Raw genomic sequence first — 21,008 nt, 5'->3', positions numbered from 1 at the left:
CGGAGGCCCCGCTATCGCGGTGGCAGGGCGCCTTCACCACCTTCGTGACCTGGATGTCAGGTCGTGCCCTGCCGACGTCGATCGCGGACGCGGGTTCACCAGACGCTAAGGAGTGCTGCCGTGCCGGAGTTGCCTGATCTGACCGCTGTCGAACTTGTCGCGCGGTACCGTGCCGGGACACTGTCGCCGGTCGAAGTCACCGAAGCCGTCCTCGCCCGCATCGAGGCACGCGAACCCGAACTGCACGCGCTCTACGCGTATGACCCGAGTGGCGCGCGCGAAGACGCGAAGGCGTCCGAAGGCCGTTGGCACGCCGGGGAACCGCTCGGCCCGATCGACGGCGTTCCCTTGACGCTCAAGGAGAACATCGCGACCCGCGGCACCCCGGTCCCGCTCGGCACGGCCGCCACCGCGCTGGAACCCGCGCCCGAAGACGCCCCGGCGGGCGCTCGCGTGCGCGAATCCGGCGGTGTCCTGCTGGGCAAGACGACCATGCCGGACTACGGGATGCTGACGTCCGGGCTGTCGAGTTTCCACACCGCGTCGCGGAATCCGTGGGATACCACGCGCACGCCCGGCGGTTCCAGCGCCGGTGCCGGCTCGGCGGCCGCCGCGGGTTACGGCCCGCTGCACGTCGGCACCGACATCGGCGGCTCGATCCGGCTGCCCGCCGGCTGGTGCGGCCTGGTCGGGCTGAAGCCGAGTTTCGGCCGGGTGCCGGTGGATCCGCCGTTCCTCGGCCGCGTCGCCGGGCCGATGACGCGGACCGTGGCCGACACCGCGCTGCTGATGAGCGTTCTGTCCGGTGTGGACGGTCGCGACCACCTTTCGCTGCCGCCCTCGTCGCTCGCTTGGACTTCGTTGTCGGGCGAGGTCAAGGGCCTGCGGATCGGGCTGCACCTCGACCCGGGTGTCGGTCTTCCGGTGCTGCCGGAGACGATCGCCGCCGTCACCGAAGCCGCACGCGTCTTCGAGGCCGCGGGTGCCGTCGTCGAGCCGGTTTCGCCGTTCCTGCGCCGAGAAATGCTCGACGGCCTCGACACTTTCTGGCGCGTCCGTGCCTGGTCGGACATGTCGGCCCTGCCCGAAGAGCGCCGCGCGAAGGTCCTGCCGTACATCGCCGACTGGGCCGCCGGCGGCGCCGACGTCAGCGGTGTCGACGCCTACCGCGGTTTCGCGCAGATCGACGCCATCGCCGTCGCGACCCTGCGCGCGACCGAACGTTTCGACGTCGTCCTGTCACCGACCTGCCCGGTCTCGGCCCCGCCCGCCGAATGGCCCTCGCCGACCAACGACCCGCGCCGCCCGTTCGAGCACATCGCGTTCACCGTGCCGTACAACATGTCCGGCCAGCCCGCTGTCTCGATCAACTGCGGCTACACGAGCCATGACCAGCCCATCGGTCTCCAGATCAGCGGCCGCCGCTTCGCCGACCTCGACGTCCTTCGCGCCGCTGCCGCCTACGAATCCCTTCGCCCCACTCCGCGCCCCTGGCCCTGACCCGCATTTAGTCCTCTGAATGCGGTCCTTGCGCGCGCAACTACCGCATTCAGAGGACTGAACGCGTCAGCCGCCGATCGCCTCGGCCAGCGCCAGGATCCGCCGCGCGTTGTCCACGTGCAGGTTCTCGATCATCCGCCCGTCCACGGTCACGACGCCCTGCCCGGCCGCCTGTGCTTCCTCGAACGCCGCGATGATCTTGCGCGAGCGGGTGATCTCCTCCTCGGACGGCGCGAAGATCCGGTTGCACGGCTCCAGCTGCGCCGGGTGGATCAGCGTCTTGCCGTCGAAGCCGAACTGCCGTCCCTGCACACATTCCGCCTCGAAGCCTTCGAGGTCCTTCACGTCGTTGTAGACGCCGTCGAGGATCGCCTTGCCGGTCGCCCGCGCGGCCAGCAGCGCGAGCGAAAGCCCGCCCAGCAGGGGCGCGCGGCCGGGGACGAACTCGGCGTGCAGCTCCTTCGCCAGGTCGTTCGTGCCCATGACCAGCACGGTGAGCCGTTCGGACGCCGCCGCGATCTCCTCGGCGTGCAGCATCGCGACCGGCGTCTCCACCATCGCCCAGATCTTCGTGTGATCCGGCGCGCCGCCGAGCTCCAGCGCGCGCTCGATGTTGTGCACTTCGGCGGCGGAGTCGACCTTCGGCACCACGATGGCGTCCGGGCCGGCCTGCGCGGCGGCACGGAGGTCGGCGTCGTGCCATTCGGTGTCGAGGCCGTTGACGCGGATGGTCACCTCGCGCGAGCCGTACTCCTTCGACGACGCGGCCGCGCAAACGCGTTCACGTGCGGCTTCCTTCGCGTCGGGCGCGACGGCGTCTTCGAGGTCGAGGATCAGCCCGTCCGCGTCCAGCGACTTGGCCTTTTCGAGCGCTCTTTCGTTCGCGCCGGGCATGTAGAGGACGGATCGCCGGGGGTTCATTCGGAAGCCTCCTTGGTTGCCGCGTCGTAGGCGGCGGCGAGTTCAGGATCGTCGGCGGCGAGGGCGTCCGCGAGTTCGGCGACCACCCGGCACTGCTTCACCGAGGCGTCGTCCTGCATCTTCCCGTCGATCATCACCGCACCGGTGCCGTCACCCATCGCGGCGATCACGCGCCGCGCCCAGGCGACGTCCTCGGGCGAGGGCGAGAACACCTTCTTGGCGATGTCGATCTGCACCGGGTGCAGGCTCCAGGCGCCCACGCAGCCGAGCAGGAACGCGTTGCGGAACTGGTCTTCGCAGGCCACGACGTCGCGGATGTCGCCGAACGGCCCGTAGTACGGCAGGATCCCGTTCGCCGCGCAGGCGTCGACCATCCGCGCGACGGTGTAGTGCCACAGATCCTGCTGATACGTCGTGCGCCCCTCGTTCAGGTCTTCGCCGGTGGGGTCCGTGCGCACCAGGTAACCGGGGTGCCCGCCACCCACCCGGGTGGTCTTCATCCGGCGGCTCGCGGCGAGGTCGGCCGGGCCGAGCGAGATACCCTGCATCCGGGGGCTCGCGCCCGCGATCTCCTCGACGTTCGCGACGCCGCTGGCGGTCTCCAGGATCGCGTGCACCAGCAGCGGTTTCGTCAGGCCTGCCCGTGCCTCGAGCTGCGCGAGCAGCCGGTCGACGTAGTGGATGTCCTGCGCGCCTTCGACCTTCGGCACCATGATCACGTCGAGTTTGTCGCCGATCTCGGTGACCAGCGTGATCAGGTCGTCGAGCACCCACGGCGAGTCGAGGCTGTTGACGCGGGTCCACAGCTGCGTCTTGCCGAAGTCGGTCGACTTCGCGATGGAGACCAGTCCGTTCCGCGCGGCCTCCTTGCGATCGGCGCGCACGGCGTCTTCGAGGTTCCCGAGCAGGACGTCGACCTTCTTGGCGATATCCGGGACCTTGGCGGCCATCTTCTCGTTGCTGGGATCGAAGAAGTGGATCATCCGCGAAGGAGGCACGGGGATCTGGCGGAGCGGTTCCGGCGCCCCCACCGCGAGCGGGGCGAAGAAATCCTTCGGCGAACGCATCGTTCCTCCATCGCAACGGGCCAAGTGACCGACGAGTAACCCTAAACCCGGAAGGCGGGGAACCGCTGCGGCGCAGCTCACCTCCAAGGGGACACGATCGGGAATCGCGGAGGAATCTGTGGACGACTGGGCCTTGCCGGGTTTCACCGAGATGGGGTCGCTGGGCGAAGGGGGATTCGGCCGGGTCGTGCTGGCTCGCCACGACGAATCCGCGCAGGTCGTGGCCATCAAATACCTGTACGCACGGTTCGCGGCAGACCCGCGGCGGCTGGCCGAATTCCGCCACGAGGCGCAGATCCTGAGCCGCGTTTCGGGGCCCCACATCGCCCGGCTGCACCAGTTCGCCGAGACCCCGCAAGGGGCCGCGATCATCATGGAAGCCGTTCACGGAATCTCCCTGAAAGAGATCCTCGGCCGCCAGGAGAAGCTCGAACCCGAAGCCGCGCTGGCCATCCTCAAGGGCTCGCTGCTCGGTCTCGCCGGCGCGCACGCCGCGGGCACCGTCCACCGCGACTACAAACCGGCCAACGTCCTGGTCACCCGGGAGGGGCAGAGCAAGCTCGTCGACTTCGGCATCGCCGTGCTCGCCGGGCAGACCGGGGTCGCCGCGGGCACACCCGCGTACATGGCGCCCGAGCAGTGGGCGGGTGGCATCGCCACCCCCGCGACCGACGTCTACGCCGCGACCTGCGTGTTCTTCCAGTGCGTCGCCGGACACCGGCCGTACGAGGCCGAACAGACCGAAGTGCTGCGCACGCTGCACGAATACGCCCCGATCCCGTTCGGCGAGGTCCCCGAACCGGTCCGCGACCTCATCGCGCGCGGCATGGCGAAGGACGCCGCCCATCGGCCGTCGGGCGCGGCCGAGTTCGTCACCGAACTGGAGGCGTCCGCCAGGAAGGCGTACGGCGAGGACTGGGAGCGCAACGGCTGGCACTGGCTCGCCAAAGGCGCCGGTGTCCTGGTCGCCCTGTCCCCGTTGGCCCTGCTCGGTGCCGGGACGGCCGCGGCACCGGTCATCGCGGGTGGCGGGGTCGCGGCCACCACCGGTGGCGGGATCGCGCTCGGTCTCAAGGTGACGGCCGCGGTCGCCGCCGTCACCGCGGCCGCCGTCGGCACGGTCGTCGTGGTCAACGCCGACGGTGACGAAGCGCCGCCTCAGACGACGACCGTCGCCGCGATGAAGGTCGACCTCCTCACCCGCACCGAAAAGCTCGACGGCTTCGACTACAACGGCAAGTACGTCCGGATCAGCGGGCTGAAGGACAAGGCCGCCGAAGAACGGGTCAACAAGGCGCTGATGGCGCCGATCGACGGGTGGCTCGCGGGCTTCTGGCCGGACAGCTACCCGCCCCAGCGGGAACCCGACGGCGACATCCCGCATATGAAGACCGAAGCCGAGATCCTGCGCCAGGACGACAAGCTGCTCTCGGTCGTCTACAAACGCTCGATCGACTCCGTCCAGTTCGGCAACCACGGCGGGTTCAGCATCCGTCCCATCGTCATCGACCTGACGAAGGGCGAGCCGATCCCCACCGCGCGGCTCTTCGACAACGTCGACGGCACCGCCGACCGGATGCTCATGCTCGAAGACATGCTCTTCGACGCCGCCAGGCCGGGTGACTGCCTCGCCGACGCGCCAAGCTCGCCCGAGCACTTGCCGGCCCGCGCGATGTCGGATCCGTGGTCCGTCACCGGCGACACCGTGCTGCAGGCGGCACCGACCGCGAACGGGATGACGTTCTACGTCTACGGATCCGTGCTCGGCTACCCCCGTGTCTGCGACCCGACCCAGGTCACCGTCGAATTCCGCCACCTCCTCCACCTGCTGAGCCCGGGGGTCGTGAACCTGCTCGGCGGCACGCAGGGGCAACGCACCAAAGTGGACGACGTCGGCGCCTTCACCATCACCACCCCGGAAAAGTGGTCGCTGCTCTCCGGCGTCCCCATCGAGCGCTACCTGGTGACCGCCGACCAGTGCGCGGGAGGCGGGACGCAGCCGTTCCACTGCGCGGGCGTCGTCTTCAGCGACAACTCGCGGGCCGACCCGGCCACGCGGGCGTATGAACCGGGCAAGCCGTACAACCGCTCGACCGGCCCGCGTCCGTGCCATTCCATCGGCGCACCCGGTGAGACCCAGGGAGCACCTACCCTCCAGATGAAGGAACTTCGCCCGGTCGGGACGAAGCGGGCCGCCTACGAAGAGTGGCGGCTCACGTGTTCTGGCGGCGGCACGGTCACCCAGCGGGTCTGGTTCCTGCCGAAAACGCAGCTCGTGATCGTCGACGAATGGAACACTCCAGGCCTCGACAAGATTCTGGAAGAGGCGCAGTGGAACTGACTGACGAGTGGAGACTGCCCGGCTTCACCGAGCTGGAGCAGCTGGGCACGGGCACCTTCGGCCGCGTGGTGCTCGCACGCCAGGACACCACGGGCCACCTCGTCGCGATCAAGTACCTCTTCTCTAGCTTCGCCGCGGACCCCGCGCATCTCGCCGCGTTCCGGCAGGAAGCCCTGGCGCTGCACCGGGTGTCGAGCCCACACGTCGTGAAACTGCACGAGTTCTTCGAGACGCCGCAGGGCGCCGCGATCGTCATGGAGGCGATCAACGGCGTCTCCCTGCGTTCGGTGCTCCAGGCCGAAGGCGCTCTCGAACCCGAGGCCGCCCTCGCGGTTCTGAAGGGTTCGCTGCTCGGCCTGGCCGCGGCGCATTCCGCCCACGTCGTCCACCGGGACTACAAACCGGCCAACGTCCTCGTCGCCGACACCGGCGAGAGCAAGCTGGTCGACTTCGGCACGGCCGTCCTGGCGGGGGAACGCGGCCCGTCCGTCGGCACGCCCGCGTACATGGCTCCCGAGCAGTGGTCGGGCGGACAGGCCACGCCCGCGACCGACGTCTACGCCGCGACCTGCGTGTTCTTCCAGTGCGTCGCCGGGCACCGGCCCTACCAGGCCGAAGACACCGAAGTGCTCCGCACGCTGCATGAACACGCGCCCATCCCGTTCGGCGAAGTCCCCCAGCCGGTGCACGAGATCGTCGCGCTGGGAATGGCGAAGGACCCGTCGAAACGACCGGTCGACGCGCTCATGTTCGTCAGTGAACTGGAACGCGTCGCCCGCGCGGGCTACGGCGACGAATGGGAGCGCAAGGGCTGGTCACGGCTGGCGAAGGCGGCGGGTGTGCTCGCCGCGGCGACCCCGTTGGTCCTGCTCGGTGCCGGTACGGCGGCCGCGCCCGGGGTCGCCGCCGCCGGGACGGGCGCGGCGGCCGCGTCCACCGGCGGGATCGCGGCAGGACTGAAGATCGCCATCGGTGTCGTCGCGGCGACGGCCGCCGTGGTCGGCTCGGTGGTCGTCTTCTCCGACGCGAGCACGCCGCCGCCGTCTCCGCCGACCACGCAGCAGGCCGTCGCGCTCAAGGTCGCCATGAAGACCCGGACCGGGACCGTGCCCGGGACGAACATCGCGTACAGCGGGGATCACCCCGAGGTGACCGGGTCCACCGATCAGGCCTGGCTGAAGCGCGTCAACGACGCACTGACGGCGCCGATCGACGACTGGAACCGCAAGACCGGCCCGGGCGCCGCCAAGCTGGAGCCGGAACGCGGCCCGTACAAGCTCCTCACGAAGGCCGACGTGCGCTCGCGGAACGAGCGGTACCTCTCGGTGCGCTACACGCACGATCTCGCGAACAAACCGCATTCGACCTGGGGAAATGGTCGTGCCGCGGTGACCATCGACCTGAAGGAGGGCAAGGCGCTCACTCCCGCCGAGCTGTTCGCCCCCGGAAAGTTCAGCGACGACGGCCTGCGGACCCTCGCCGAACTGCTCTGGCCCGACAAGCAGCAGTGCGGTGCGGTCAGCAGCACCTTCCCGTACCAGCCCCTCAATACGGCCGACCTCGCCGAAGAGCCGAAGGTGTGGCTCGCGTTCACCCCGGCGGTCGTCGAGGTGACCGTCGACCTCAACTTGCTCGGCTTCGCCACCGCCTGCGGAGTCCAGGACTACACGCTGCCGTACGACAAGCTGAGCGGTCTCCTGAACCCGGAGCTCGTCGAGGGCGTGACCGGCGGAAAACCGCTGAAGGGAACTTCGTCCGCCCCGCCCGCGCCGGGAGTCACCGACGTCTCGGCGGGCGCGCTGACGCTGCATCTGCCGCAGGGCTGGTCCGTGGTCTCGCAGGGGCTGGAGAAGGTGCTCGTCGATCCTGGCTGCCCGGACCCCAAGAAGTACTTCAACTGCAAGTACGTCCTGCTCACGGACAACACTCAGCAGTCGGCGGAACAGCCGCCGTACCGGCCCGGTGAGTTCTATCGGCGCAGCGCGGGCGGCCGGGCCTGCAACGCCGCCGGGCGAAAGGACCTCCGCCAAGAGGGTGACGCCGTGCGGACGGTTTCCACCACCGCACCGGTGGGCGGGACATCGGCGACCTACGAGGAGTGGACGATCCAGTGTGTTCCTCGTGGACAGACGGGTGGAAGCGGCGAGACGCAAGTGACCCAGCGGATCTGGTTCGTTGCGGACAGGCAAATCGTGGTGATGGACGAGTGGCGGACACCGGGCGTCGAAGAACTCCTCCGCACCGCGACGATCTCGTGACCTGACCTGCGAAGGTCCAAAGTGGAATGGGTATTCACTGGGCTGAATGGTCTAACGTTTTACTTCCCTTGCCGCGCCGGTGTTCGGTGGCGATCAGTCCGTGCTCGTGACCGTTCGGAGACGCCGGGTGACACCACTTACCTCTCCCTCACTCGGTTGGCGGCACGTCGGACTGAAGTCCGATGACCGCCTACCGACCGGTCACCGATGACAAGGCGCCGCCGATCGCAGCCACTCCCGTTGTCCGGCGCCGTCGCCTCCCCGCCCTGTTAGACAGATCATGTGCCGCTTCCACCGAGGTGGCACGGGATGAAGAGCCCTAGGGAAACCAGGTTCGAAGGAGGCGGAACGTGGCGGCTACACCGAACATGGAGAGCTCGACGGTCGCCGGTGGCGCGAAGCGCAGCCGGTCACTGCCGAGCCGGGTGGTGCCGCCGATCGAACTGCCCGCGAGCGTCGGGGAGCTTTCGCGCAAGGCGGCGGCCCTGCTCGGCTGGAACGGCATCGTCTTGCCGGAGACCACCGTGCTCGGCCGCAAGATCTGCGTGGTCGCCCGGCTCCGTACCGACGTGCACGCCGAGCGCATCGCGATGGGCATGGGTCCCGTCATCGATCGCGCCACCGTCGACACCTGGACATGGCCAGAGCTGGCCGCGACCGCACCCGCGCCGGCCGCCGAGATCATCGGCGTCCTCGCGGTCGCCCGGCACTGGCGCACCGCGATGGCCTCCGCGGTTCCGTTCGCACGTTACGGCGAGGCCGCGATGGTTCTCCCATCGCCTGCCGTACTGACGGAAGACTACGTCGGCAACTGCCTGCCGCGAGCCCGCGCCTACGGGCTCGGCATCGTCACCGCCGACCCCAACGCGGTGGCCGACCTCGACCTCGAGGGCCACGGTGAGCGCATGATCCTCGACGAGGACCCTGTCTCGCGCCTGGTCAACGAGATCGTCTACGACCAGCTGCTGCGCGAAACCGAGCTCCCTGCCGAAGTGGACTGAACGCACTAGGCTCGCGGGAATGCGAGTCGTCATTGCGGGTGGACACGGACAGATCGCGCTGAAGCTGGAGAAACTGCTCTCCGCACGCGGTGATCAGGCGGTGGGGATCGTGCGTAATCCCGACCATGTCGCCGACCTCGAAGCCGTCGGTGCCGAAGCGGTCGTCCTCGATCTGGAAAAGTCCGATGTGGACGCCGTCGCCAAGGTGCTCGACGGCGCCGACGCCGCCATCTTCGCGGCAGGCGCCGGGCCGGGCAGCGGCACCGCCCGCAAGGACACTGTGGACAGAGCGGCCGCCGAACTCTTCGCGGCCGCCTCCGAGCGGGCGGGCGTCCGGCGGCATATCCAGGTCGGCTCCATGGGGGCGGACAAATGGGAGACCGTGGACGTCCCGGACGATTTCCGGATCTACCTCAAGGCCAAGAAAGCGGCCGAAGACGATCTGCGCGCCCGCGATCTCGACTGGACGATCCTGCGGCCGGGACAGCTCACCAACGACGAAGGCACCGGCGAGATCCTGATCGCCGAGTCCACCGGCCGCGGACCCATTCCCCGGCAGGACGTCGCCGCGATTCTCGTCGCGCTGCTCGACGCCCCGTCGACGGCGGGCCGCGTTCTCGAAGCGATCTCGGGTGATACTGCTATCTCTCAGGCCTTTTCCGCTCTGTGAAACTCTAGTGTGTGGGCGTAATCCGTCTTTTGACTGAACGGAGTAGGTCCTTGCGCGAGGACATCGCGGTCTTCAGCGGCAGCGCACATCCCGAGCTCGCCGAAGAGATCTGCGCCCATCTCGGCGTTCCCCTGCATCCGGTGAAGGTGCAGCGATTCGCCAACGACTGTCTCGAAGTCCAGCTCGAAGCGAATTGCCGCGAGCGCGACGTCTTCCTGATCCAGCCGCTGGTGCGGCCGGTGCAGGAACATCTCGTCGAACTGCTGCTGATGCTGGACGCCGCGCGGGGCGCGTCGGCCAAGCGGATCTCCGTCGTCATGCCGCACTACTCGTACGCCCGCTCGGACAAGAAGGACGCGCCGCGGATCTCGATCGGCGGCCGTCTCGTCGCCGACCTGATGGCGACCGCCGGCGCCGACCGGGTTCTCGCGATGACGCTGCATTCGCCGCAGGTGCACGGCTTCTTCAGCGTTCCGGTCGATCACCTGCACGCGTTGCAGGAGCTGGCGAAGCACTTCCGCCAGTACGACCTCTCCGCGGCCACCGTCGTTTCGCCGGATCTCGGCAACGCCAAGGAGGCCGCGCATTTCGCCCGGCTGCTCGGAGTTCAGGTCGCCGCCGGCGCGAAGCAGCGCTTCGCCGATGACAGGGTCGAGATCAGCTCGGTGATCGGCGAGATCACCGGCCGCGACGTGATCGTCCTCGACGACGAGATCGCCAAGGGCAGCACGGTGATCGAGCTGCTCACCAAACTGCGCGAGCTGAAGCCGCGCTCGATCCGCGTCGCCTGCACGCACGGCCTTTTCTCCAGCGGCGCGCTCGAACGGATCGGCAGCCAGCCCGACGTGCTGGAGGTCGTCTGCACGAACACGGTGCCGATCCCGCCGGAGGAGCAGAGCCCGAAGCTGCGAGTCCTGTCGATCGCGCCCGCGCTGGCGGAGGCGATGCGGAGGATCCACAACGGCGAGTCGGTCAGCGCCTTGTTCGAAACGGCTTAAGCGGTGCCGAGGACCCGGTCGAGGTACGTGTTCGTGAAGACCCCGGCCGGGTCCACCTCCTTGCGGACCCGCAGGAAGTCGTCGAAGCGCGGGTACCGCGAGCGCAGGGTGGCGGCGTCGAGGTCGTGCATCTTGCCCCAGTGCGGGCGGCCGCCGACCTCGCCGACGATCGACGCGAATCCGGCGAAGTACTCGCGGTAGGGCATGCCGACGAACTGGTGGATCGCGATGTAGGCGGAGTCGCGGCCGTTCGCGGTCGAAAGCCAGATGTCGTCCGCGGCGGCGACGCGCACCTCGACCGGGAACGCGACCGGGTTCTCCAGCTTCGGGACGAACGCGCGGAGCTCGGAGAAGACGTCATGCAGCGCTTCGCGGGGGATCGCGAACTCCGACTCGACGAACCGCACGCCGCGGTGGGTCACGAAGACGCGATGCGACGTGTCGCTGTACTCGCGGGCGGAGAGGATGCTCGAGGCGAACCGGCCGAGCGGCTGCACGAGTTTCGGCACCGCGCGGCCGAGACGGCACAGGCCGCCGAACGCGATGTTCTCCGTGACCTCGTAGTCGACGAATTCCTTCAGCTTGGCAAGCGGACTGCGTTCGCTGCCCGCCGGAAGCCGGTTGTTGCGCTTGACCAGGGCGTTCTTGCCGTAGGGGAACCAGTAGAACTCGAAGTGGTCGTTCTCGTCGGCGAACCGGTCGAAACCTTCGAGGACCTGTTCGAGGGGTTCCGGCCGCTCCTGGGCGGAGAGCAGGAACGACGGTTCACACTGCAGGGTGACCGTGCTGATGACGCCGAGCGCGCCGAGCCCGACCCGCGCCGCGGCGAAGAGGTCGGCGCGTTCATCCGCCGAACACGTGACCACGGCGCCGTCGGCGAGCACGAGTTCGAGCGCGGCGATCTGGGTGGCGATCCCGCCGAGCCGCGCGCCGGTGCCGTGGGTGCCGGTGGAGATCGCGCCCGCGACGGTCTGCGCGTCGATGTCGCCGAGGTTGGTCATCGCCAGGCCCAGCGCGTCGAGTTCGGCGTTGAGCTGCTTGAGCGTGGTGCCGGAACGGACCGTGACCTGGCCTTTCGCGACGTCGGCCGACGCGATGCCCGTCCAGCCGGTCAGGTCCATGGCGTCGGAATCCGCCGCGGCGATCGCGGTGAAGGAGTGGCCGCTGCCCAGCGGGCGCAGGCGCCGTCCGTCCGCGGCGGACCGGCCGATCGCCTCGGCGATCGCGGCCGTGTCCCGCGGCCGATGTACGCGCAGCGGCGACGCCGTCGCGGTGCCGGCCCAGTTGCTCCACCGTGTCATGAGCCACCCGTTTCGTGAGCTGCTGCCCTTGAGATGTCCGAGTGCCGAAACATTAAGTGAATAGTATTCGCGTTTCAAGCCCTTCTGTCGTACCTTAGTTCGGGTGACCAGTGCGACGGTGTACGACTTGGCGACGAAGGACCTGGATCCTCCGTTCGCGGTTGTCGACTTGGATGCGTTCGACGCGAACGGCGCCGACCTGCTGCGGCGGGCAGGCGGCAAACCGATCCGCGTGGTCAGCAAGTCCGTGCGCTGCCGGTATTTGCTCGAACGGGTGCTCGCGCGGCCCGGTTTCGAAGGCCTCATGTGCTACTCGCTCGCCGAAGCCGTCTGGCATGTCGAGCAGGGGACGTCCGAGGACATCGTGGTGGCGTACCCGACCGCCGACCACGGCGCGCTCCGCCGGCTGGCGGCGAACGACCGGGCGCGGGCGGCGATCTCGATCATGGTCGACTCGCCCGAACATCTCGACCTGGTCGATGCCGCGCTGGGGCAGGGGCATCCCGAAATCCGCGTCTGCCTGGAGCTTGACGCTTCGTGGCGGCCGCTGCCAGGGGTGCACGTCGGCACCCGGCGCTCGCCGGTGTTCAGTCCGAGGCAGGCCGCGGATCTCGCGCGAACCATTTTGTCCCGCAAGGGTTTCCGGCTCGTCGGGATGATGGCGTACGAAGGTCAGATCGCCGGGCTCGGCGACGCGGCGGGTGGCGGCGTCAAGAACTCGCTCGTCGGCTGGATGCAGCGGAAGTCCATTGTGGAAATCGCGAAACGCCGCGCGGCCGCGGTCCGCGCGGTGCGGGCCTTGGCCGACCTGGAATTCGTCAACGGTGGCGGCAGCGGCAGCGTCGAATCGACCGGCGCCGAAGCGGCCGTCACCGAGATCGCGGCGGGCTCGGGCCTGATCGGGCCGACGCTCTTCGATGGCTACGCGCATTTCTCGCCGCGCCCGGCCGCGATGTTCGCGCTGCCCGTCGTCCGCCGCCCGGCACCGAAGGTTGCGACGCTCTTCTCCGGCGGCTACATCGCTTCGGGCCCCGCCGAGTCTTCGCGGCTCCCGGCGCCTTACCTGCCCGAAGGCCTCTCGCTGCTCGGATTCGAGGGCGCCGGCGAAGTCCAGACCCCCGTCTCCGGTGAGGCCGCCCGCCACCTGCGGCTCGGCGACCGCGTCTGGCTGCGCCACGCGAAGGCGGGCGAACTCGCCGAACGCTTCACGCACTACCACGTCGTCGTCGGCGACCGCGTCGACCGGACCGTCCCCACCTACCGAGGCGAATCCCAAAACTTCGGCTGACCCGCGCGACCCCACCCCCCACCCATCCCTGGGGGGCGCGCCCCGCACCAGCGTATCGGGAGGAGGTGTCGGGGACGGCGGTTCCGAGGGGTGAGGGGCGAGGTTGTCCACAACTGTGGGTGGGTGTGGACAGGTTATGTGGATAACCGGGTAAGGCCAGGTCAGCGGGCGTGTGCGCGTGGTTGCTGGGAGTCGTGTGACTGGTGGGACGTGGGGTCCAGGCATCGGTGGACACGAATGGAGCAACGGGGATCCACCGGTGTCCTGAAGGCCTCCTTTGGGACGCTCAACGTCTCAAAAGGGGCCTTCAGGACGTTCACCGGGAGTCCATAATGGACGGAGCCGGGCCGGGCTGAACCCCCGGCGAAGCCCAGCAGCGAGCCCCAGCGGAAGTAACCCTCAGGACTCGCCGAACTTGCTCGCCAGGTACCCCTTCACCACGGACTTCGCCTCCGCCACGATCCGCTCTTCCCCTCGCGGGTCCCGCCGGAAGGCCAGCTTCAGCAAGGCGTCGGCCGTCTCGTTCGCGATCGTCAGCGCGAACCGGATGTCGTCCGGCGGCGACTGGATCCGCGCCGAAAGCACGTCGGTGAGCGCGTCGACGATGACGGCGTTGTTGTCGCGGGTCTCGTCGAGGAGCTGCCGGTCCACGACGTCACCGAAGTGGACCTTCGAGAAGCCGGGAACCTCGCGGTGCATCGCGAGATAGATGTCGAGGATCGAATCCACGACGTCCCACCAGTGTTCGGGCGCGAGCTCGTTCAGGGTTTCCGACACCGAGGCGACGAACCGTTCGAGGTTCCGCTGCGTCAGCGCCTGCACCACGGCCCGCTTGTCGGGGAAGAACTGGTACAGCGAACCGACGGCCACGCCGGCGCGCTTCGCGATCAGCGTGGTCGTCAACGCGTCGTAACCGAGTTCGTCGATCAGCTGGGCGCTGGCGTCGAGCATCTGCTCCACCCGCTTGGCGCTGCGCTGCTGGACGGGCTGCCGCCGGAGCGGAGTGGTCTCCGCTTGCGGTTTCGCGGCCTGGATGTCGGACACTCGGGCTCCTCCTTCGCTGATCTGCGACTTTATCGTGCCGACAGGGTTCCCCCCGGTCGAGTGAAGGCATAGTATCTGAGAACTTTTCATGTTCGGCCGAGTCTGAAGAGGAAAGGTGTGCCGCCGGTGGAGAATCCGACCTTCCCGTCCGAATTCCTGTGGGGTGTTTCGACCTCCGCCTTCCAGATCGAGGGGGCGACCGGGGAAGGCGGCCGAGGGCAGTCCATTTGGGACACTTTCACCGAAACGGAGGGAAAGATCGCGCGGGCTGAGCACGCCAAAGTAGCCGCCGATCACTTCCACCGCTACTCCGAGGACATCGCGCTGATGGCCGAACTCGGCGTCGGCGCCTACCGGATGTCCTTCGCCTGGCCCAGGATCCAGCCCGGCGGCGAAGGCAAGCCCCACGCCGAAGGCCTTGCCTTCTATGACAAATTGCTCGACGAAGTCTGTGCCGCCGGCATCGCGCCGACCGGGACGCTGTTCCACTGGGACCTCCCGCAGGCGCTCGAGGACAAGGGCGGCTGGCTTTCCCGTGATACCGCCGAACGCTTCGGGGAGTACGCCGCCATCGTGGGCGAACGGTTCTCCGATCGGGTGAAAATGTGGATCCCGCTCAACGAGCCCATGGTCATGTCGATCTTCGGTTACGCGATCGGCGAGTACGCCCCCGGCAAGACGCTCCTGCTCGACGCCTTGCCCACCGCGCACTACCAGAATCTCGCGCACGGTCTCGCCGTCCAGGCGCTCCGCGCCGCCGGTGCCCGCAGCGTCGGCACGGCCAACAATCATTCGCCGATCTGGCCCGCCTCCGATTCGCCGGAGGACAAGGCCGCGGGCGAATGGATCGACGCCCTCATCAATCGCACATACGCGGATCCGGTGCTCCTCGGCCGATATCCCGAACAAGTCGTCGAACATCTCCCAGCGGGCTTCGCCGATGATCTGCCCACCATCGCACAGCCGCTCGACTTCTACGGGGTGAACTACTACGAGCCGCAGGGCGTCGCCGCGCCCGGCGAAGGCAACCCTCTTCCCTTCGAGCTTCGCGCGATCGAGGGATATCCCATGACCACCAACGATTCCCCGATCGTCCCGCATGGGCTGCGCGATCTTCTCGTCGGCTTCCACGACCGCTACCGCGAGCACCTCCCGCCCGTCTACATCACCGAAAACGGGTGCAGTTTCGACGACGTCGTCGCCGAAGACGGGCACGTCCACGACCAGGAGCGCATCGACTTCCTCGACAGCCACCTCGTCGCGGTGCGCGAGGCGATGGACGCCGGTGTCGACATCCGCGGGTACTTCGTCTGGTCGCTGATGGACAACTTCGAATGGTCGAAGGGCTACCAGCCGCGCTTCGGGCTGGTGCACATCGACTACGAGACGCAGAAGCGCACGCCGAAGGACTCCTTCGGCTGGTACCGGGATCTGATCCGCCATGAGTGAGGTCCGGGAGCTGCCCGAGGCGCTCGCGGAACCGGTCACCAGGGTCCGCGCGGGCTGGATGAGCCTGCTGTTCTTCGCGAACATCGCGCTCTGGCTCGGCGTTTACGCGCCCATCCAGGTCCTCCTGCCGAAGCAGGCCGAGCTTCTGGACGCCGCCAACAAAGAAGCGGTGTTCAGCCTGGTCACCGGAATCGGCGCGGTCGTCGCGCTGATCGCCAACCCGGCCATCGGCCTGCTGTCGGACCGCACCTGCTCCGCCCGCGGCCGCCGTCATCCGTGGACGGCGGCCGGTGCGGCGGTCGCCGCGGCCGGTCTGCTCGTCCTCGCGTTCGCGCCGAACGTCGCGGTCATGGTGCTCGGCTGGTGCCTGGTCCAGGCTGGGCTGAACGGGATGCTCGCGATGCTGGTCTCGGCCATCGCGGACCGCGTGCCCGTGCCCCAGCGTGCGCAGGTCGGCGGGCTCGTCGGCATCGCGCAGATGCTCGGGACCGTGCTCGGCGCGGTGGTGGTCGTGGTGATGCTCGACCTCGCCGGTCTCCCGCTGGGATACGCGGTGTGCGCGGCCATCGTGCTGGCGGGCGCGGCGGCGTTCGTCCTGCGCACGCCGGACGCGCGGCTGCCGGTCGCGTTCCGCCCGTCCGTCCGGACCCGGGACGTGCTGGCGAACCTGTGGATCTCCCCGCGCGGGCATCCGGACTTCGCCTGGGCGTGGGCCTGCCACTTCATGATCAACCTCGGCAACGCGTTCGGGACGCTGTACCTGCTGTTCTTCCTCAAGGACGCGGTGCACTACGAGGATCCGGACACCGGCCTGTTGATCATGATGGGTCTCTACGGTGCCGCGCTCGTCGTCGGCGCGCTCGTCGCCGGGCATTTCTCCGACAAGTCGGGACGGCGCAAGCCGTACGTCCTCGCGGCCTCGGCGGTGATGGCGGTCGCGGCGTCGCTGCTCGTCGTCTGGCAGAACTGGACGGCCGCGCTCGCGGCGTCACCGTTGCTGGGTGTCGGTTTCGGCGCGTACATGGCCGTCGCGCTGGCGATGCTCACCCAGGTGCTGCCCGCCGCGCAGGACCGGGCGAAGGATCTCGGGGTCATCAACATCGCGAACTCGCTGCCGCAGGTGGTCGCGCCGATGCTGACCGCGCCGATCCTGGCCTACCTGGGCGGATACTCGAGTCTCTTCGCGGCTTCGGCGCTGTCCACGGTCATCGCCGCGGTGCTGGTCACGCGGGTGAAGGGCGTCCGCTAGAACGTTGGAGACCGCGGACCGGTGCCGGTCGGGGGAGGGGAGTGCAACGGCACCGGCCCGCGGGGTTCGGGGGATGACAGCGCGCTCCGGGCAGGTATCGCGCTGCGTTTGTGATCATCAACCTAGCGGCCGATTACTGCCTTCGCTAGGTGTTCTGCCGATAATTTTCGATTAATCGCGGTGGGGACCGGAGTGATTACCGAGAGCGGCTCGTCGCGTTCGGGGGTACGCGCGAACCACTGCCGGCGGAGGCGAGATCGTGGCGTGGTTGCCGAGGGGGCGCTCGGACCGCCGTTCACTCGCCCGGCTTCAAGCTGTGTTTTCTCAAGATGAGTCAGGCTGCGGCATTCTTCTAAGCGTGCACGCCGCCGATGGCGGCACGACGCGGGTTGACCAGCGCGTGCCTGCCGGTCGTTTCAGCCGCGCTGACCCTGCTCTGCCCCGGGACACGGCGGCGGCTTTCGCGCCGGTGGTCCTGGGTGGCCGCGGTCTGCTGGGGGGCGAGGCCACCGGCGACCAGGTGCTCGTGCGCGACCTGCCATACCGAGCAGGGGGCCTTGCACTTGTGCCAGCGGGTCGAGCAGGTGGGGCAGTCCCCGCGCTCGTCGGGCTCGTGCGCCTGGAGCATCGCACGCCAGCCTTCGGTCAGGCGGGGGAGCTCCGAGCGGGCGACCGAGACGAGCGACTGCGCGTCGGCCCTGGTCGCGAGATCGGAGAGCATGTCGAGGCGTTCCCAAACGGCGTTGCGGAGAACTTGCCCTAGGACCTGATCCACGGAGAACTCACCGTTACCTTTCCGCCATCTTGGCGGCTTCGTTGAGCGCTGCCCTGAGCTGGCCGAGCTGGCCGGACGTCAGGCGCGCGGTCTCTCCTGGCGGCGAGACGAGAACCACCTGGTTGTCTTCGACGAACACGGTGACGGCGCGTTCACGGCTGATGAGATCGCCGCACTGCACCCGCCAGACCAGCTGTCCGCCTTCGTAACGGCGCACACTCGCGGTACGAGGGTCGACCGGGGCGGAAGGGGAGACCGGACGGTTGGCGACCGTCTGCTGACCGACGGGGCCGGCCGCACGCAGGTGGCGCGTGGCCATACCGGGCCGTCCCGCGGTGATGGAGCCTGTTGCGATCGAGTCCACGAACTCCACTGGCTCTTCTCCGCTCTCTCGTTCCACGTCGTCTTCGTATCCGCGTGTCCGCACCCTTGCGGGGGTTCGGAGACTTGGTAGCTCTCCGTGATGGCTGCCGGTGGCTGGTCGGTCACGGAGATCTGACAACTACAGTGATGTGAAACCGAGTGCGATAGAAGGTCGAACCGCCGTCATAGCGGTGACCGGACGAGGTTTCACGGTAAGCGGTCAAACGACTTCTGCCGGGCCGATCACGACGGGCGATCCGGTGTTTCGCACGGTTGAATAGGTGTGCCTACGCTGTTTCTCGACCCCAACGGAACTGTGAGGGGGCGCAATGGACGCCAGTATCGGTGGCGGCGCTGTCGCCGGCTCGGACGCTGTAAGCGGTTCGAGTCGCCAGAGTCACCCCGTGCCGCCGGATGCCTGGGAGCAGCCGGAGATGCGAGCCGCACTGGCCACACGGGAGATCTCCTCCGTGTACCGGCTGTTGCGCAAGCACGGTGTTTCGCAGCGTCAGATCGCCGCGATGACCGGCCAGTCGCAGTCCGAGGTGTCCGAGATCCTCAAGGGTCGCCAGGTGATGGCGTACGACGTGCTCACCCGCATCGCTGACGGCCTTGGTGTCCCCAGGGGATACATGGGTCTCGCCTATGACGAGGCGACAGCGATAAAGGTCGTCGGTGCTGCCGACGGCAAGCAGGCGGAGGAGGACGAGTCCGTGAAGCGACGGAGGTTCCTCGCGCACGCCGCCCAGGTCACGATGGGTGCGGCGGTGTTCGGTCCGGAATCGGGTACGTGGTCGGCGGGGCCCGCCAAGACGCCCGCCCCCGGGCGGATCGGCATGACCGACGTCCGCCAGGTGGAAGCCGCCACCAGAGCGCTCCGGTCCCTCGACTACCAGTACGGCGGCGGTTTCTGCCGTGACGCCGTGGTCGCCCAGCTGTCCTGGGGACAGCAGATGCTCGAGTCCACCGGCACCGAGATGGTCAAGAGCAGGCTGTACGTCGCCCTCGCCGACCTGCACAGCCTGGCCGGGTGGACCTCATTCGACACCGGGCTCATGGATTCCGCGCGCGGCCATTTCGCGAACGCGCTGGACCTGGCCAAACAAGGCGACAGTCACCCGCTGGTGGCCAACGTGCTGTACCGGATGGGCCGGGTCTACCTGCACAACGACGCTCCCAACGACGCGCTGAAACTGTTCCAGCTCGGCCAGATCGCCGCCCAGGAATCGGGCTCCGAGCTGGCGGTCGCCGTGCTCTGCGCCAACGAGGCGTGGGCCTACGCGATGATGGGCAACGAGGAGCAGGCCACGAAGCTGCTCGGCCGGAGCAAGGACGAGTTCGCCCGCGCCGATCTGGCCGAGGCCGAGTCCTGGGTCAAGTTCTTCACCGAGACCGACGTCTACGCCATGATCGGCACCGTGCACACCGTGCTCGCCGAGAAGAACGCCGAGCACACCAAGTACGCGATCCCGGCACTGACCAAGGCCGTCGAGGCCTACACCGACGACATGGCCCGCAGCAAGACGTTCATGCTCAGCGCCTTGGCGACGAACCACCTGCTCGAAGGCGACCTCGACCACGGTGCGAAGGTGGGTTCGAAGGCCATCGACTGCGCCGAGGGCATCAAATCGGAGCGGGTGAAGGACCGGATGCGACCTCTGCAGGTCGAGGCGGAACGCCGCCGGAACAACGCCGACGCCCGTGACCTCGCCGACCGCCTCAACTCGTTCTACGCCGCCTGAGCCGATCGGCCCGGGCGGCCGGTTCACGCCCGCCATCCTGCGCGACGCCCTCGGGCGGACGTGCGATCTGCTGGGTGTGGACCCCGAAGGCGCCCGCCTGCTGAGGTTCACCAACAACGCCGTCTACGAGCTGGCGAGCGCGCCGTTCGTCGTCCGGATCGTCGGCTCCACCCGGCTGCGGCATCGCGTCGGCACGGTCGTGCGGGTCGCGCGGCACTTCGAACGGCACGACGTGCCCGCCATCCGCCTCGTTCCCGGCCTCGACCAGCCACTGCCGGTCGGCGGACATCTCGTGACGGTCTGGTGGAAGGTGCCGGGGACAGGCCGGAAGGCGAAGGCGGCCGACCTCGCCGCGCTCCTGCGCCGGGTCCACGCGCTCGAACCGCCGGAGGGGCTCGCCGAATGGGCGCCGGTCGCCGCGGTCCGTGCCCGGGTTTCGGACGCGGAGGAACTGGACGACGGCGACCGGCGGTTCCTGCTCGAACGCTGTGCCGAGCTCGAAGCCGCGCTCGCGAACCTCGACTTCCCCCTGTCCCGAGGCCTCGTCCACGGGGACGCGCACACCGGGAACGTGATCCCGGGGCCGGACGGGCCGGTGCTGTGCGATTTCGATTCGTCCTGTGTCGGGCCGCCGGAATGGGATCTGACGCCGCTCGCCGTCGGCCGTGAACGGTTCGGTGATCCACCCGCCCGCTATCGCGTGTTCGCGCAGCGATACGGATTCGACGTGACCACTTGGTCCGGCTTCTCGGTACTGCGCGCCATCCGCGAACTCAAGCTCACGACGAGTGTTCTCCCGATTCTCCGCAGTCATCCCAGCGTGCGGGATGAACTGCGGAAACGGTTGAACGATCTCCGGAACGGGCGCACCGGGGCACGCTGGAACCGGTATCGGTGACTCACCCGGGAAAGGCGTCTGCACGTGCATTCGCCGACGACGAATGACCGTTCGTCGCTTGTCCGAATTCGCCGATCAATCGGTGACGAATTCGCCCCGGCTAATCACTTCTCCGGACCCAATGCTCCCCCGAATGTGCAACT

The 21,008-nt window shown here is 68.5% G+C and carries 17 protein-coding genes; 11 read left to right on the top strand and 6 right to left on the bottom strand.

The genetic code is table 11. The annotated features are described in order from the left end of the window. Positions 1-120 precede the first annotated feature (120 nt). Positions 121-1,500 (top strand): amidase, encoded by a 1,380-nt coding sequence (locus AC0685_RS02165; RefSeq protein ID WP_478223868.1) that lies wholly within the window; start codon positions 121-123, stop codon positions 1,498-1,500. 66 nt (positions 1,501-1,566) lie between these two features. Here the strand turns inward: AC0685_RS02165 and AC0685_RS02160 are convergent, their stop codons facing one another. Beyond that, positions 1,567-2,421, bottom strand: coding sequence for an HpcH/HpaI aldolase/citrate lyase family protein (locus AC0685_RS02160; protein WP_478223867.1), 855 nt, complete (start codon positions 2,419-2,421; stop codon positions 1,567-1,569). Next, positions 2,418-3,488, bottom strand: a complete 1,071-nt coding sequence (locus AC0685_RS02155; RefSeq protein WP_125679246.1) for an HpcH/HpaI aldolase/citrate lyase family protein — start codon at positions 3,486-3,488, stop codon at positions 2,418-2,420. Before AC0685_RS02155 ends, AC0685_RS02160 begins: the two co-directional genes overlap by 4 nt. Positions 3,489-3,606: 118 nt before the next feature. Here AC0685_RS02155 and AC0685_RS02150 point away from each other — a divergent pair, with 118 nt between their 5' ends. The 5 genes from AC0685_RS02150 (at position 3,607) to AC0685_RS02130 (ending at position 10,756) form a co-directional block, all read left to right on the top strand. Further along, entirely contained in the window at positions 3,607-5,829 is a 2,223-nt protein-coding gene (locus AC0685_RS02150) for a serine/threonine-protein kinase (RefSeq protein ID WP_478223866.1), read from the top strand. Continuing rightward, entirely contained in the window at positions 5,820-8,087 is a 2,268-nt protein-coding gene (locus AC0685_RS02145) for a serine/threonine-protein kinase (RefSeq protein WP_478223865.1), read from the top strand. The genes AC0685_RS02150 and AC0685_RS02145 overlap by 10 nt, the downstream gene beginning before the upstream one ends. Positions 8,088-8,437: 350 nt before the next feature. Then, positions 8,438-9,088: a hypothetical protein gene (locus tag AC0685_RS02140; protein ID WP_340686024.1), complete on the top strand. Its 651-nt coding sequence runs from the start codon at positions 8,438-8,440 to the stop codon at positions 9,086-9,088. 19 nt (positions 9,089-9,107) lie between these two features. Beyond that, the gene (locus tag AC0685_RS02135; RefSeq protein ID WP_478223864.1) at positions 9,108-9,758 is read left to right on the top strand and encodes an NAD(P)H-binding protein; all 651 of its coding nucleotides are present in this window, start codon (positions 9,108-9,110) and stop codon (positions 9,756-9,758) included. Between the two features lie 50 nt (positions 9,759-9,808). After that, complete coding sequence (locus AC0685_RS02130; protein WP_478223863.1) at positions 9,809-10,756, top strand: ribose-phosphate diphosphokinase; 948 nt, start codon at positions 9,809-9,811, stop codon at positions 10,754-10,756. Here AC0685_RS02130 and AC0685_RS02125 read toward each other — a convergent pair. Continuing rightward, complete coding sequence (locus tag AC0685_RS02125) at positions 10,753-12,057, bottom strand: D-arabinono-1,4-lactone oxidase (protein ID WP_478223862.1); 1,305 nt, start codon at positions 12,055-12,057, stop codon at positions 10,753-10,755. The two genes, AC0685_RS02130 and AC0685_RS02125, sit on opposite strands and share 4 nt — an antisense overlap. Positions 12,058-12,160: 103 nt before the next feature. Here AC0685_RS02125 and AC0685_RS02120 point away from each other — a divergent pair, with 103 nt between their 5' ends. Further along, positions 12,161-13,345 (top strand): amino acid deaminase/aldolase, encoded by a 1,185-nt coding sequence (locus tag AC0685_RS02120; RefSeq protein WP_478223861.1) that lies wholly within the window; start codon positions 12,161-12,163, stop codon positions 13,343-13,345. Positions 13,346-13,744: 399 nt separating this feature from the next. Here AC0685_RS02120 and AC0685_RS02115 read toward each other — a convergent pair whose 3' ends face one another. Further along, a complete protein-coding gene (locus AC0685_RS02115; protein ID WP_478223860.1) occupies positions 13,745-14,389 on the bottom strand; it encodes a TetR family transcriptional regulator in 645 nt (214 codons plus the stop codon). Positions 14,390-14,515: 126 nt separating this feature from the next. Between AC0685_RS02115 and AC0685_RS02110 the strand changes: the two genes are divergently transcribed. After that, positions 14,516-15,838, top strand: coding sequence for a GH1 family beta-glucosidase (locus AC0685_RS02110; RefSeq protein ID WP_478223859.1), 1,323 nt, complete (start codon positions 14,516-14,518; stop codon positions 15,836-15,838). Beyond that, positions 15,831-17,087 (top strand): MFS transporter, encoded by a 1,257-nt coding sequence (locus tag AC0685_RS02105; protein WP_478223858.1) that lies wholly within the window; start codon positions 15,831-15,833, stop codon positions 17,085-17,087. Before AC0685_RS02110 ends, AC0685_RS02105 begins: the two co-directional genes overlap by 8 nt. Before the next feature lie 352 nt (positions 17,088-17,439). On the opposite strand, the gene AC0685_RS02100 is transcribed toward AC0685_RS02105, so the two are convergent. Together AC0685_RS02100 and AC0685_RS02095 are read right to left on the bottom strand one after the other, a co-directional pair. Further along, positions 17,440-17,862 carry a hypothetical protein gene (locus AC0685_RS02100; RefSeq protein ID WP_478223857.1) on the bottom strand — a complete coding sequence of 141 codons (423 nt, stop codon included), beginning with the start codon at positions 17,860-17,862 and terminating at the stop codon, positions 17,440-17,442. Between the two features lie 13 nt (positions 17,863-17,875). Then, positions 17,876-18,235, bottom strand: coding sequence for a hypothetical protein (locus AC0685_RS02095; protein ID WP_478224439.1), 360 nt, complete (start codon positions 18,233-18,235; stop codon positions 17,876-17,878). Between the two features lie 319 nt (positions 18,236-18,554). Here AC0685_RS02095 and AC0685_RS02090 point away from each other — a divergent pair, with 319 nt between their 5' ends. Both AC0685_RS02090 and AC0685_RS02085 read left to right on the top strand, forming a co-directional pair. Next, positions 18,555-19,967 (top strand): helix-turn-helix domain-containing protein, encoded by a 1,413-nt coding sequence (locus tag AC0685_RS02090; RefSeq protein WP_478223856.1) that lies wholly within the window; start codon positions 18,555-18,557, stop codon positions 19,965-19,967. Beyond that, entirely contained in the window at positions 19,927-20,865 is a 939-nt protein-coding gene (locus tag AC0685_RS02085; protein WP_478223855.1) for a phosphotransferase, read from the top strand. Before AC0685_RS02090 ends, AC0685_RS02085 begins: the two co-directional genes overlap by 41 nt. The last annotated feature ends 143 nt before the right edge of the window (positions 20,866-21,008 follow it).

The organism is Amycolatopsis sp. NPDC043889, assembly GCF_056435645.1.
The sequence above is the reverse complement of the archived record's forward strand: the minus strand, read 5'-3'. Positions and strand labels throughout refer to the sequence as shown.